Origin of the sequence: Pseudomonas sp. BJa3 (assembly GCF_026343815.1) — a bacterium.
Classification (GTDB): domain Bacteria; phylum Pseudomonadota; class Gammaproteobacteria; order Pseudomonadales; family Pseudomonadaceae; genus Aquipseudomonas; species Aquipseudomonas soli.
This window is the reverse complement of record NZ_JAOXMC010000014.1, coordinates 147714-160133: the sequence shown is the minus strand read 5'-3', so window position 1 is coordinate 160133 and position 12420 is coordinate 147714. Positions and strand designations below refer to the sequence as shown.

17 protein-coding genes are annotated in these 12420 nt (G+C 67.4%); 2 read left to right on the top strand and 15 right to left on the bottom strand.

Annotation, left to right across the window (positions count from 1 at the left end; genetic code table 11):
• Positions 1–4: 4 nt before the first annotated feature.
• The gene (locus tag OH705_RS18700; RefSeq protein WP_267302728.1) at positions 5–883 is read right to left on the bottom strand and encodes a LysR family transcriptional regulator; all 879 of its coding nucleotides are present in this window, start codon (positions 881–883) and stop codon (positions 5–7) included.
• Between the two features lie 104 nt (positions 884–987).
• Between OH705_RS18700 and OH705_RS18695 the strand changes: the two genes are divergently transcribed.
• Positions 988–1962, top strand: a complete 975-nt coding sequence (locus OH705_RS18695) for a polysaccharide deacetylase family protein (protein ID WP_267302727.1) — start codon at positions 988–990, stop codon at positions 1960–1962.
• Positions 1963–2049: 87 nt separating this feature from the next.
• On the opposite strand, the gene OH705_RS18690 is transcribed toward OH705_RS18695, so the two are convergent.
• Positions 2050–2604, bottom strand: coding sequence for an ester cyclase (locus OH705_RS18690; RefSeq protein ID WP_267302726.1), 555 nt, complete (start codon positions 2602–2604; stop codon positions 2050–2052).
• A 129-nt stretch (positions 2605–2733) separates the two neighbouring features.
• Between OH705_RS18690 and OH705_RS18685 the strand changes: the two genes are divergently transcribed.
• Positions 2734–3117 carry a winged helix-turn-helix transcriptional regulator gene (locus OH705_RS18685; protein ID WP_038706103.1) on the top strand — a complete coding sequence of 128 codons (384 nt, stop codon included), beginning with the start codon at positions 2734–2736 and terminating at the stop codon, positions 3115–3117.
• Position 3118: 1 nt separating this feature from the next.
• On the opposite strand, the gene OH705_RS18680 is transcribed toward OH705_RS18685, so the two are convergent.
• The 13 genes from OH705_RS18680 to OH705_RS18620 all read right to left on the bottom strand — a co-directional run bounded on the left by OH705_RS18680 (position 3119) and on the right by OH705_RS18620 (position 12377).
• Positions 3119–3286, bottom strand: coding sequence for a DUF6021 family protein (locus OH705_RS18680; protein WP_177410828.1), 168 nt, complete (start codon positions 3284–3286; stop codon positions 3119–3121).
• Between the two features lie 112 nt (positions 3287–3398).
• Positions 3399–4250 carry a CsgG/HfaB family protein gene (locus OH705_RS18675; protein WP_023632252.1) on the bottom strand — a complete coding sequence of 284 codons (852 nt, stop codon included), beginning with the start codon at positions 4248–4250 and terminating at the stop codon, positions 3399–3401.
• Between the two features lie 32 nt (positions 4251–4282).
• Positions 4283–4702, bottom strand: a complete 420-nt coding sequence (locus OH705_RS18670; RefSeq protein ID WP_267302725.1) for a curli assembly protein CsgF — start codon at positions 4700–4702, stop codon at positions 4283–4285.
• A complete protein-coding gene (gene csgE / locus OH705_RS18665) occupies positions 4699–5094 on the bottom strand; it encodes a curli production assembly/transport protein CsgE (protein ID WP_038706102.1) in 396 nt (131 codons plus the stop codon). Before csgE ends, OH705_RS18670 begins: the two co-directional genes overlap by 4 nt.
• Positions 5091–5612, bottom strand: coding sequence for a type II secretion system protein (locus tag OH705_RS18660; protein ID WP_267302724.1), 522 nt, complete (start codon positions 5610–5612; stop codon positions 5091–5093). The genes csgE and OH705_RS18660 overlap by 4 nt, the downstream gene beginning before the upstream one ends.
• Positions 5587–5961 carry a type II secretion system protein gene (locus tag OH705_RS18655; protein WP_038706100.1) on the bottom strand — a complete coding sequence of 125 codons (375 nt, stop codon included), beginning with the start codon at positions 5959–5961 and terminating at the stop codon, positions 5587–5589. The genes OH705_RS18660 and OH705_RS18655 overlap by 26 nt, the downstream gene beginning before the upstream one ends.
• A gap of 5 nt (positions 5962–5966) precedes the next feature.
• Positions 5967–6440 (bottom strand): type II secretion system protein, encoded by a 474-nt coding sequence (locus tag OH705_RS18650; RefSeq protein WP_038706099.1) that lies wholly within the window; start codon positions 6438–6440, stop codon positions 5967–5969.
• The gene (locus OH705_RS18645; protein WP_267302723.1) at positions 6437–8314 is read right to left on the bottom strand and encodes a secretin N-terminal domain-containing protein; all 1878 of its coding nucleotides are present in this window, start codon (positions 8312–8314) and stop codon (positions 6437–6439) included. Before OH705_RS18645 ends, OH705_RS18650 begins: the two co-directional genes overlap by 4 nt.
• Positions 8311–8814 carry a hypothetical protein gene (locus tag OH705_RS18640; RefSeq protein WP_110604739.1) on the bottom strand — a complete coding sequence of 168 codons (504 nt, stop codon included), beginning with the start codon at positions 8812–8814 and terminating at the stop codon, positions 8311–8313. The genes OH705_RS18645 and OH705_RS18640 overlap by 4 nt, the downstream gene beginning before the upstream one ends.
• A complete protein-coding gene (gene pilO / locus OH705_RS18635; RefSeq protein ID WP_267302722.1) occupies positions 8814–9365 on the bottom strand; it encodes a type 4a pilus biogenesis protein PilO in 552 nt (183 codons plus the stop codon). The genes OH705_RS18640 and pilO overlap by 1 nt, the downstream gene beginning before the upstream one ends.
• Entirely contained in the window at positions 9352–9894 is a 543-nt protein-coding gene (locus tag OH705_RS18630; RefSeq protein ID WP_094012182.1) for a pilus assembly protein, read from the bottom strand. Before OH705_RS18630 ends, pilO begins: the two co-directional genes overlap by 14 nt.
• 1 nt (position 9895) lies before the next feature.
• Entirely contained in the window at positions 9896–10678 is a 783-nt protein-coding gene (locus OH705_RS18625) for a hypothetical protein (RefSeq protein WP_038706095.1), read from the bottom strand.
• Positions 10659–12377 carry a GspE/PulE family protein gene (locus tag OH705_RS18620; RefSeq protein ID WP_094012181.1) on the bottom strand — a complete coding sequence of 573 codons (1719 nt, stop codon included), beginning with the start codon at positions 12375–12377 and terminating at the stop codon, positions 10659–10661. The genes OH705_RS18625 and OH705_RS18620 overlap by 20 nt, the downstream gene beginning before the upstream one ends.
• Positions 12378–12420: the final 43 nt, after the last annotated feature.

Sequence of the window (12420 nt, the reverse complement as noted above, 5' to 3'; positions counted from 1 at the left end):
CGCACTAGCGCAGGCCTTCGATGATCGCCTCCATCAACGCCCTTACCCGCCGTGGCTGCACCCGCGTCGGCGGGTAGACGATCTGCAGGGCCACCTGGCCGGCGCTGAAGTCTGCCAGCACTTCGACCAACCGGCCGTTGTCGAGGTCGTCGCGCACATCGCGAAGCGATTTCAGGCACAGCCCGTGCCCGTCCAACGCCCAGCGGCGCACCTGCTCGCCGTTGTTGGCAATCCGCCGTCCGCGCACGCTCACCGGGTAGGCCACGCCGTCCAGGCGAAATGGCCAGACCCGTTCGGCGTGGATGCCGAAGCGCATGACGATGCAATCGTGGCGCGCCAGATCGTCCGGGTGCAGTGGCGTGCCGTGGCGGCGCAGGTAGTCGGGCGCGGCGCACACCACCCGGCGGTTGTCGCCCAGGGACCGTGCGCGCAGGGAACTGTCGGCCAAGGTGCCGTAGCGAATGGCGAAATCGATGCCCTGCCCCACCAGGTCGACGTAGCCATCGGTCAGGTCCAGGTCGATCGAGACTTGCGGATGTTCGGCCAGGAAGCGGTCGAGCAGCGGCACGATGCGGTGCTGGCCGAGGTCCACCGGCGCGCTCAGGCGCACCAGTCCGGAGATCTTCTGCTGGCCGTCCCTGAGACGGCTTTCCAGCTCGTTGGCCTCGGCCAGCAGGCGCCGTGCGCCCTCGGCGAGTTGCCGGCCGGCGTCGGTGAGGCTCAGCGAACGGGTGCTGCGGGTCAGCAGCGCCACCCCGTAGTGCGCCTCCAGCGCCGCCAGGCGCTCGGACACCGTGGCCGGTGACAAGCGGCGCTCGCGGCCCGCCGCCGACAGGCTGCCTTTTTCGATGATGGTCAGGAACAACGCCAGGTTATCCAGCATACTTTTCGATTTTTCCGAAATATGATTTTGGATTTCGCCCGATTATTGGTGATTTCCTCGCTAATTACACTGCCCGGCATCGACACCCGCACAGGAACAACCCGATGACCAGCAGAAGAGATTTCATGAAAGGCACCCTCGCCGGCGGCATTGCCGTCGCGGCGGGCGCGGTACTGGCGCAAGAGCCGGGCAACAGCACCGGGACGCCGCCCGATAGCGCCGGTGGCAAAGGGTTCTGGCCCAATGGCGCGCAACTGGTGATTTCCGTGTCGTTGCAATTCGAGTCCGGTGGCCAGCCGGAACACGCCGAAAGCCCGTTCCCGCCTCTGGATTCACGCTACCCCGACACCATCGCCCCCAGCTGGTACCGCTACGGCCCGCTGGAAGGCGTGCCGCGCCTGCTCGCGCTGTTCGACCGGCACGGCATCAAGGTCACCTCGCACATGGTCGGCAAGGCTGTGGAGGCTTACCCGGAGCTGGCGGCCGAGGTGGTCAGGCGCGGCCACGAAGCCGCCGGCCATGGCCTGCACTGGGCGCCGCAGTACAGCTTGACGCCTGCAGAGGAGCGTCGCCAGTACGAGCAGGCCAGCGCCATCATCGAACGCGTCACCGGCCAACGCCCGGTAGGTTTCAACGCGTTCTGGATGCGTCATTCCCGCGAGACCCTGAACATCCTCCAGGACCTCGGCTTTCTCTACCACATCGACGACCTGGCCCGCGACGAACCCTCGATCACCCCGGTGCGCGGCAAGCCGTTCGCGGTGGTGCCCTACACCCTGCGCAACAACGACATCGGCCGCATCGCCGGGTCCACGGCGATGACCGGCGCCGCGCTGTTGCAGGAGCTCAAGGACGAGTTCGACGTGCTCTATGCCGAAGGCCGCCAACGGCGCCGGTTGATGTCGCTGTCGGCGCATGACCGCATCGGCGGCACGCCTACCGTCGTGCGCGCGCTGGATCAGTTCTTCGCCTATGCCCGCGGCCATGCCGGCGTATCGTTCATGCGCAAGGACGAGATTGCCCGTTGGGCCCTGGCCCAGGCCGATACACCTGTCAATCCGCCACGTGTGTTCGATTGACCGAACGGGGACGCTTCGCGCCCTTTCGCCGGCAAGCCGGCGATGAGGCCAGTCCTGGTAACCCTGGATCAAGACCAGCCCGTGTGTTCAGCGCCCCACCAACCCCGCCTGGCGCATGAACGCAAGGTTGTCCTCCAGATGCCAGTCCTCGACGATCCGGCCTTCGGCGACACGGTAGATATCCATGGCGATGAAATCGATGGCCTGGCCCTGCCCCTGGTGCTCGCCCAGCTTGCCGCTGAAGTGCCCGGTGAAACGCAGCGCCGCGGTGACCCGGTCGCCTGCGACGATCATCTGCAGGACCTCGCAGCGCAGGTCCGGCACCGCTGCGCGGAATGCCCTGGAAGCGCTCAATGGCCCTTCCACGCCCTGTGGTCGTCCCGGCGGCAGGGTGTTGTCGCGAAAGTCGCTGGCCAGCGCGGCGCGGGCCATGGCCTCGTCGCCGGTGTTCCAGAAGGTGTCGTAGCGGCGGGCGGCGAGGATCTGCTGCTCCAGCTGGGCCTTGGGCAGGCTCTGGTCCACGACCAGGGTGGCCGGAGCCACCAGCTCGCCGGCATTGCCCGGATTGGCCGCCGCGCTCAGCAGCAGCAGGGTGATCCAGCGGCCAGCACGCAGCGCCGAAGCCTTGGGTTCGGTGTTCATCTCAATTTCCTTCAGTGCATTCAACGGGAGGGTATGGCGCGGCCGCGAACCATGGATAAAAGCCTAACCAGTCCCGCCCAGGCGCTCAAGAAGGCACTTTTCACTCACCTGATTACCTCGGAGTAACCCATGGCCCATTACCGCGAATGCCCCGCCTACGACGTATTCGCCCCGAACTGCCCGGCCCGCCTGGTGCTCGAGCGCCTCGCCGACAAGTGGGTGCTGTTGCTCATCGACCGCCTCAGCGCCGGTGAGCGGGTGCGTTTCAACCAACTGCGCCGGGATATGGCCGGCGTCTCGCAGAAGGTGCTGTCGCAAACCCTGAAGCGGCTCGAACGCGACGGCCTGGTGGAGCGCCAGGTGTATCCGACCGTGCCGCCCACAGTCGAATACGCCCTCACCGAGCTGGGCGCGACACTGGGCGGCACGGTGGAGCGTCTGGCGCAGTGGGCGGAGTCGAACATGCCGGCAATTCTTCTGGCGCGCCAGCTGTACGACCAATGCGGCGAATGATTCAGCCCTCTTTTTCGACATCCCTCGGTGGCTTTGCCGGCCCCTGGGGATCAACCTGCGGGTCATCGACATCCGGCGAGTCCGGGTCGAAGCCGAGGTCATCGGGTTCGGTGGCCTGCTCGGATGAGTGCGGGCCCTGCTTGGCCGGCGAATGGCGTGGATCTGACATGGTGATTTCTCCTGGTTGTGTTAATGGGAGATACCGCCACGGCTGCAAAGTTTGATTTGCTTTGAATGCCGACTGCAGGGAGCATCCGCGGACCATATGCCCCCGTAGGTCGCTACTGCTGCTGGTACTGACTCAGGTACTTGTCCAACACCGCCTTGTCCCCCACTCCATCCCCGGCCACCTGCCACAGCCGCCGCTCGATGCCCTGCGCCAGCAGGTGGCCCACCGCGGCTTCGATGGCCGACAGCACGCACAGTTGCGCCGGTTCGTTGGTGGTGTAGCCGACCTCGGCCTCGAGCAGCTTCTTGAACTCGATGAACTTGAACACCCCGGCGTTCTGCCCGACCGAGTAGATGGTCTTGCTGGTCATCACGTTGGCCAGCACCTGCCCGGTGCGTACGTCCACCGCCCGCAGGTTGACCGTGACCTGGTCGACCCGGTACTCGCGGGACAGGCCGATGCCCAGGTAGCGGGCGCCCTCGCCGCCGCTGCGCACGTTGGTGTCGTAGGCGATGATGCCACCTTCGAGCATCAGGTTGGCCGCCTGCAACGGCGGCAGTTCGCCCTGGATGTTCTCGGCGACGTCAGGCTTCTTCTGGGAGGCGCGGATGATCTTGCGCTCGGTCAGCAGGTTCTGCAGCCCTTCGCGCTCGAGCACCACGAACCAGCCACTGGCGCTGAGGGCGTCCATCAGCATGCTCGCCGCCCCCTGGGTGACGCTGGTTGAGAACGAGCTGGCCGGGGTCGGCTTGTACTGCCCGGTCTGGTCGCGGAAGCCGTATACCACCGCCATCAGCCGACCACGTGGCCGCGGCATGTTGACCAGGTCGTAGTAGGTCGAGGCCCGCGGCGTCAGCGTCGGGGTCTCGGAGTCTTGCTCCGCGGGCATCGGCTCGCGCAGGCCGCAGCCTTGCAGGCCAGCCAGGGCGGTGAGGATCAGCAGTGTGCTCAGCAGGCGTTTCATGGCGTTCTCTCCCCAGTAAAGACCCGTCCCTCTCAGGGGTTCAGGCCGCTGACCTCGATGATCGAGACTTCCCCGGTCGCCCGGTCGGTGACCTTGATGCTCAGCGCCCCGGAATCGTCGATCACGTCGATCAGGAAGGCGTCGGTGGACATGCTGCCGGTGTTGCCGTTGCTGATTTTGTCCAGCAACTGCCCGAGCAGGCGCGACTCAAGCTGGTTGCTGAAGCGCTCCAGGGCCGAGGTGCCGGCGAATGCCGAACTGCGGTCCTTGAGGTCGGGGTCGTCGTAGTCGTTCTGCGCCTGAGCGTTGTTCAGCAGCCAGGCGCCATTGATCGGGTTGCCGCCGAAGGACGGGTTGACCGGGGTGTACACCAGCTCCGTGGCCAGGGCCTGGCCACCGAGGCCGGCGGCCAGCAGGCAGGCGGCGATGCGTCGTGCAAGGTGGTTGCTCATAGCTCGTCCCTCTCCAGATCGGTTGTGTCCTGCAGCAGCCGTTGCAATTTGCGCTGGATGATCTGCTGGCGGACCAGGTCGGCGGCCGCGATGGCCTCGTCGTTGAGTTGCGTGGTGTTGGGCGGCAGGAAGCGCCGGTACAGCACCTCGCGTTCGTACTCCACCGTCACCAGGCTGCCCCAGCGGGCATCCGGGCGTTCGCGCACCACCAGGTTGAAATCCAGCCGGCTGGTGGCGCGCAGCCGGTCGCTGAAGGCGTGATAGAAGTCGTGGCCGATGTGCGAGATGGTGTTGTCGACGATGAAGCCCATCATCTCGTCCTCGGCCCCGGCCTGCGCCTGGCCATGCAACAGGGCCAGGCACAGGCACACCCACGCGGCCAAGCGTTTCATGGCGCCTCTCCCAGGCCGGCGTGTGGACGGGCGCCTGCGGCGCTTTCGGCGAAGGCCTGCTCGGCGACGAACTGCCAGTCGCTGTAGTGCTCCAGCCCCTCGAAGGCACTCCACTGAGCGTCGAAACCGCTGCGTTTGAGCGGCGCGGCGTCGGAGCGGCTGTACACCCCTGTGATGCGGCCATCGACCGCGCGCAGCAGGCCCCATTCCTCGCCGCCACCGACAGGGTCCGGGTAGAGCCGGCGCAGGTGGCGCTGCGGCGACGGGAAACGGTTGTCTTCCACCAGCTCCGCAAGGTCCTGCGGGTACTGGGCCAGGCCCGGCGAGGCGCGGTAGTAGCTGCGCAGGGCCTGGGCGTACTGGCCGCCCACCCACAGCAGCTGGCGCTCGTGCTCGCGCTGCAGGCTGGTGGCCCACAGGGTGCCGGTGGCCGCCAGGGCCACGCTGCTGACGGCGATCAGCAGCAGCACGCCCAGGTAGGTGAAGCCGGCTTCACCATTCGGCATAGAGGCTGCCATCGCGCGCCCTCCCGGTTGCTCCGCTCTTGATATCGGCCACCGCGCCGGCCACGCCCTCGGGCGGCGGCACCAGCTGCCAGGCATCGCGCCGCTCGGTGATCGGATCGACCGGGGTATTGCGCAGGTAGCGCTGCTCCACCAGCTGGTCGATCGAATCGGGGTAGTGCCCGGTGTCGCCGTAGTAGTGATCCAGCGCCTCGCGCAGCACCGCCAGGCTCTGGCGCAGGGTGGCCTCGCGGGAGGCCTCCAGGCTGTTGAAGTAGCGCGGCATGGCGATGGTCATCAGGGTGGCGATGATCGCCATCACTACCAGCAGTTCGATGAGGGTGAAGCCTCTGCTCGCTTTCATCGCCGTCACCATTGCCCGTAGGGCACGTTGTTCAGGCCCTTGCCGCTGGCCTTGGAATACACATCGAACACGTCCTCGCCTTCGCGTGGGCTGTCGGCCGCGCTGTCGTATGCGCGCAGGCCCCAGCCACCCTGGTCGTCGTCCTTGGCGGTGCGCAGCGGGTCGTGGGGGATGCGCCGCAGGAAGTAGAACTTCGCGCCCTTGGCGCTGCGTACATCGCGCACGCCGTCCACCAGCACCTGCAGGCTCGGCGGATAACCGCTGGCGTTCAGGCGCTTCTCGATGTAGCCGGCGTCGAAGGCGCGCTTGTAGGCGTCGATGGCGTCGCGGATCTGGTACAGCGCCTCGCGCAACTGCTGCTCCTTGCCCCGGCGCACCACGGTCTCGGTCAGGGGCGCGGCCATGCTGGCGAGCAAGCCGAGCAGTGCCAGGGTCAGCACCACCTCGATCAGGCTGAAACCCTGCTGGCGGCGTGTCATGGCCGTGGCCTCGCGGCTGCAGGCACCACGGCCATCTGCCCCTCGACCAGCGGTGCGGCGGCCGGCTCGTCAGCCGGGGCGTCGGCGGGCAGCGCGCTGGCCGGTGCCGGTTGAGCCAGCTGGCGCACCTGCAGGGCCGATTCGGTGCCGGTGGCGAACTCCATGTCCGACGGGCTCTGGTACGGCAGGTTGCGCACGATGCGCGGGGTGATCGCCAGCACCAGTTCGGACTTGCTCATGTCGTCCTTGTTGCTGCCGAACAGCCTGCCCAGGCCGGGAATGTCGCCCAGCCCCGGGATCTTGTTGCCGCTGGCGTTGTGATCGTTGCGCACCAGGCCGGCCAGTACCTGGGTCTCGCCATCGTGCAGGCGCAGGCTGGTCTGGGCGTTGCGGGTGTCGACCTGGACCGGGATGGTGCCCTGGCGGGTGGCCTCCAGGGGCGTTGCGTTGCTCACTTCCAGGGCCACCTTGATCGCCACCTCGTTGTTCAGGTGCACGGTGGGCTGCACTTCGAGCTTGAGGCCGACATCCAGGTAGGTGACGCTTTCGGTGATCACCGGGCCTTGGGTCGAGGGTACCGAGGTGGCGCTGATGATCGGCACCCGCTGGCCGATGTGGATGCGCGCCTGTTCACGGTTGCTGACCCGGATCACCGGGCTTGCCAGGGTGTTGATGTCCTTGTCCTGGGCATTGATCTTGGCCTGCGGCGCGGGCGAGATGCTGATGCGGCTGGAGTCGATGCCACGCAACTGGTCGAGCACGCTGACTGACTTGCCGTCGCTGGTCAGCACGCCGAAGGTGTTGGGCCATTGCAGGCCGAGGTCGAGGATGCGCGAGGTGGCCACTTCCATCACTTCCACTTCCAGCACCACCTCGGGGTTGGACTGGTCCTGGGACTGCAGCAGCTTCTCGGCCATGCGCACGGCGTCGGGGGTGTCGCGCATGGTCAGGGTGTTGAGGCGCTCGTCGACGAACACGTCGCGGGTCTTGAGCATGGTCTTGACCATGTTCAGCGCGGTGTTGGCGTCGATGCTGGTCAGGTAGAAGGTGCGCATGACCAGTTCCTGGTAGTCCTTGGTCTTCTGCGGCGAGTCCGGGTAGAGCAGCAAGGTGTTGTCGTTGACGATCTTCTGGCGTAGCTGGTTCTGCTCCAGCAGCAGGGCCACGGCGTCCTCGATGCGCACCTCGCGCACGAAGATGGTGGCCTTCATGTCCGGGCGCAGGTCCTTGTCGAAGATGAAGTTGATCCCGGCGACCTGGGCCAGCACCTCGAAGATGGTCTTCAGGTCGGCATCGCGAAACTCCAGGGTAACCGGGCGCTCCAGCTTGCTGCGCAGTTGCGGGTACGGCGTGGCGGTACGGGCCTGGACGTTCTCGATGTCGCTGCGCAGCATCTGGCCCTTCTGGTTTTGCGGGTCGAGGCGCAGCACCTCGCGCATGTAGCGCTCGGCGCCGAACAGGTCGCCCTGGCGCAGTGCCGCCTGGCCAAGGGCGACACGGTCGTCGAGGGTGCGGATCAGCTCCAGCTGGCGGATGCCCTCCTGGGCGCGGCGGTTGTTCGCCTCGATGGTCAGCACCCGGCCGTAGCCCATGCGCGCGCCGGCGAAGTCATGGCGCACGCGGTCGCTGTCGGCCTGGGTCAGCAGCGCCTCGACCGCGCCCTGGCGGCCGTGGGCCAGGGCGATGTTCAGCTCGGTGTCGCGCGGATCTTCGCGCAGGGCTTCTTCCAGGCGAGCGATGCCGGCCTCGTACTGACCCTCTTTGATCAGTTCCTGGCTGTCCTTGCGCACGGCGCTGGTGCCGCATCCGGCGATGGCCACGCACAGGGCCAGGAGCACGAACGGCGCAGGCTTGCACAACTTCGACGGTTTCATGGTGCGCTCCCGACAGACAGGGTCTGTGGCTGATGCAGTGGCAGGTAGACCAGGCTCAACTCGGTGGCCGAAACACGGTCCAGACGGTAGGTGTCGTCGATCACGTCACCCTGGCGCACGACGTAGAGCTTCTCGCCGCTCTGCAGGAAGATCTGCAGGTCGTCGCGCTCACCCATGCGACCGATGAAACGAAACGGCAGCGTCGGGGCGGCAGCTGCGGCGGGCTCCGGGGTGGTGACCACGGGTTGTTCGGTGACGGTGGCCAGGGCCTGGGGTGGGGTCCATTGCTGGCTGGGGAACAGGTCGCGTGAAAGGCTTTTGGCTTCATCGCGAGGCAAGCTCGCTGCCACGTTCGTGGGTGTCGGGTGTGGGCGGGTTTTCTCCGCGACAGGGCCTGCCAGCTCATCCTCCCCCACGCCGAACCAGTGCCCCGGCGCCCACGCCAGCGCCGCGCTCAACCCCAGGAAACCGGCCCACATCACCGCACGCTGAGTGTTCATCACGACCTCGACAGGTAAAGGGTCATGCGCACACGACCGGTCAGTTCCCGGTCACCGATCCGCTTGCGTTGCAGTTCCAGGTCTTCCAGCACCAGCGTCGGCAACTGGCCGAGCAGCGCCTTGAGGAAGCCACGGATCTGCGGGTAGCTGCCGCGCACCGGCAGGACGATCTGGTAGCGCGCCAGCTGGGTCTTCGGGTCCACGCCCAGGGCGTACTCGCCACGGGCCAAGCTGATGCGCTCGGCACTGGCCAGGTGGTACAGGCGCTCGATCAGCTCGCTGGCCTGGGGCTGGCCGGGCAGTTGTTGGCGCAGGTCGTCCAGCGCCTGCTGCTCGGGCTTGGCCCGCACCTTGAGCTCGCCACGCGCCAGGCGCTGCACCTGGGCACTGGCATCGGCTTCGTTGGCACGCAGTTCGCGGACCGCCTGCCACTGGGGCAGCACCCCGGCCAGGGCGACCGCCAGGGCCAGGCCGCCGACCAGCACCGCGGCCAGCCCTGCCCGGCCCAGGCGCCGCAGCGCTTCATGGACGATCAGGCTACGGACGCGCATGGCCGGTCTCCCAGGTAGCGGTGAGGTTGAAGCGCACCGGATGCTCGACCTGCCCGGCCACCACCTCGTGGTTGAGTAGCGACACGTCTGACAGCTCGGCGCTGCGCTCCAGGCGCTGGTGGTACTGCAGCATGGCCTCGAGGTTGCGCGCCTCGGCACTGATGCGTACCTGGCCCTTGCGGGCATCGGGGGTCAGGCTGAGCAGCGCCACGTCCTCCTGCGGCATCGCCTCGAGCATGGCGAACAGCTGCTGCCATGGCCGCTGCAACTGCTGCGAGACGCTGCGCATCTGCGCCAGGCGCTCGGCCTGCTCGCGGATCACCGCGCTGCTCTGCACCGCGGCGGTGGCCGGGCGCCGGCCGAGCTTGAGTTCGAGTTGGTGCACGCGGCTTTCCAGGTGCACCTGCTCGCTCACCAGTTGCTGCTGGGCCAGCACCAGCACAGCCAGCACGGCGCCGCCGAGGGCGAGCAACGACCAGGCCAGGGGGCTGCTGTGGCGGGGTTGGAATTCCAGGTCGAGGCGGCGCATGTCAGGCCACCGCTCGCCACATGGCGCACAACGGATCGGATTCGGCACTGGCGGCGCACAGCTGTACCGCGGCCATTTGCGAGGCCGCCGTGCGCCCCGGGGCATGCAGGTACACCCGAGGCAGCTGCTCGCCATACAGTTCGCAGGTACGCTCGATCAGCGCCTGCAGCGCCTGGTCGTTATCGGCGCAGCCCTGGGCCAGCACCTGCTGCCAGGCACCGCCTGAAGCCAGCAGCAGTACGCTGCGGCGCGGCTCGGCCAGCACGAAGAGGAAGTCGCCTTGGGTCAGTTGCGCCGAGCAGCGGTTGTAGGCGGCCATCAGGTACGGCTGCACCGAGCGCAGGCTCAGGCGATTTTCCCGCCCCAGGGCCTGCAGGCCTTGAAGCAAAGCTTCGGGCAGCGCGGTGGCGATGCGCGCAGCGCCCGCCGGCTCCGGCGAAAGCACAATGCGCCAGTCATCCAGAGGCTGCCCGTAGAGGTTCTCGAAGCAGGCCCGTGCATAGGCGTCGAGTTCGCTCGGTGTACCAATGGCATCACTCCAGGGCACCAGACAGAAGCGGCTGTAGCGGGCCGAGAGCAGCACGCGCAACTGCGCGCCGCGTGCCGGATGCTCACCCAGCAGCCCGGCCAGGGCCTGCAGTGCCGGGGCCCAGGCCGGCTGGGCGGCGTCGCAGGCAAACGCGCGACTGCCCAGCCATTGATGCTGCCGGCCGTGCCAATGGCCCAGGCCGACACCCTCGGCGCCCAGCACCGCGCAATACCGATCAGGCGATAAATGTGACACGGTTGATCTCCTCGAGTGTGGTACGGCCATCGCGGACCAGGTCCAGGGCCGAGGCGCGCAGCAGGCGCAGGCCACGTTGGCAGGCCAGCTGCTTGATCTGCGAGAGCGGGCGACGTTCGACGATCATCTGCCGCAGGTCGTCGTCCAGGTGCAGCAGTTCGGCAATCGCGCTGCGCCCGCGGTAGCCGCTGCCACGGCACTGGCCGCAACCCTGGGCACGCACGAAGCGCCAGCCGGCCACCGCGTCACGGGCCAGGCCCGAGGCGGCCAGCAAGTCGTCATCCGGCTCGCTGGCCTGCGCGCAGTGCGGGCAGGCCAGGCGCACCAGGCGTTGGGCCAGCACGGCATTGAGCGCCGAGACGAAGCTATAGGGATCGACCTGCATCTGGCTGAAGCGGCCGATCACGTCGAATACGTTGTTGGCGTGGATGGTGGTGAACACCAGGTGTCCGGTGAGCGCCGATTGCACGGCGATCTGGGCGGTGTCCGGGTCGCGGATCTCGCCGACCAGGATCTTGTCCGGGTCGTGGCGCAGGATCGAGCGCAGGCCCCGGGCGAAGGTCAGGCCCTTCTTCTCGTTGACCGGGATCTGCAACACGCCGGGCAGCTGGTACTCGACCGGGTCTTCGATGGTGATGATCTTGTCCATGCCATGGTTGATCTCGCTGAGCATGGCGTAGAGGGTGGTGGTCTTGCCGCTGCCGGTGGGGCCGGTGACCAGGATCATGCCATAGGGCTCGGCGGCCAGCCGGCGCAGGGCCTGCAAGGTTTGCGTCTCGAAGCCCAGGGCCTGCAGCTGCACGCCGCTGACCTGGTCGGACAGGTCCTGCTTGTCCAGCACCCGCAGCACCGCGTCCTCGCCGAAGATGCTCGGCATGATCGAGACGCGGAAATCGATCTGCCGCTCGCCGATGGCCACCTTGAAGCGACCGTCCTGGGGCACGCGTTTCTCGCCGATGTCCAGCTCGGCCATCACCTTGATCCGCGAGATCACCTGTTCGGCGAAGGCGCTGCCGCTGGCCTTGCCGGCACCGTTGAGCACGCCGTCGATGCGGTACTTGATGGTCAGGCCCTGGCCGGTCATGCCTAAGTGGATGTCGCTGGCGTGCAGCTTGAGGGCGTCGTACAGGGTGGAGTTGACCAGCTTGACCACGCGGCTCTGGTCTTCGCTGATGCTGGTCAGCGACAGGCGCTGCAGCGGGTCGGCCTCGTTGCCGGGTTCAGCCTCGTGACCGAGGGCATCGACGGCGTGGAAGCTTTCCTCGTGGCGGGCCAGGAACGCGGCCAGGTCGGCGGCGTGGGCCAGGTACAGCGGCGCGCCCTGAAGACAATCGTCAATCCAGGCCAGGCGAGCGCTGTCGAAGGGGTCGGCGAACACACCGACCCGCTCGCCGTCGTGTTCGACCAGGGCGAATTCGTGTTTCAGGCACTGCGCCAGGCTGACCCGGTCAAAGGCCGGGGCGCAGGCGAACAGGGCCTGGGTGGCGAGCACCGGGTAATGCAGGGTGGTGGCCAGGCGCTGGGTGAAAGTGGCCGGGGTGTCGCTGGACAGGTGTTCAAGGAAGGCCAGCAGGCGCTCTTGGCCGGCTTGCTGGCGGGCCTGGGCCAGGAGGTCGCGGGAGTATGGAAGATAAAGGGTCGCCTGTTCCGGATTGCCGGCGACGAGGCCTTTACTGCTTGCATCGAATGCCTGGGACATGGCCTGCGACTCCGCTCAGGGGCGGCGCCGCGGGCTTGGGGGC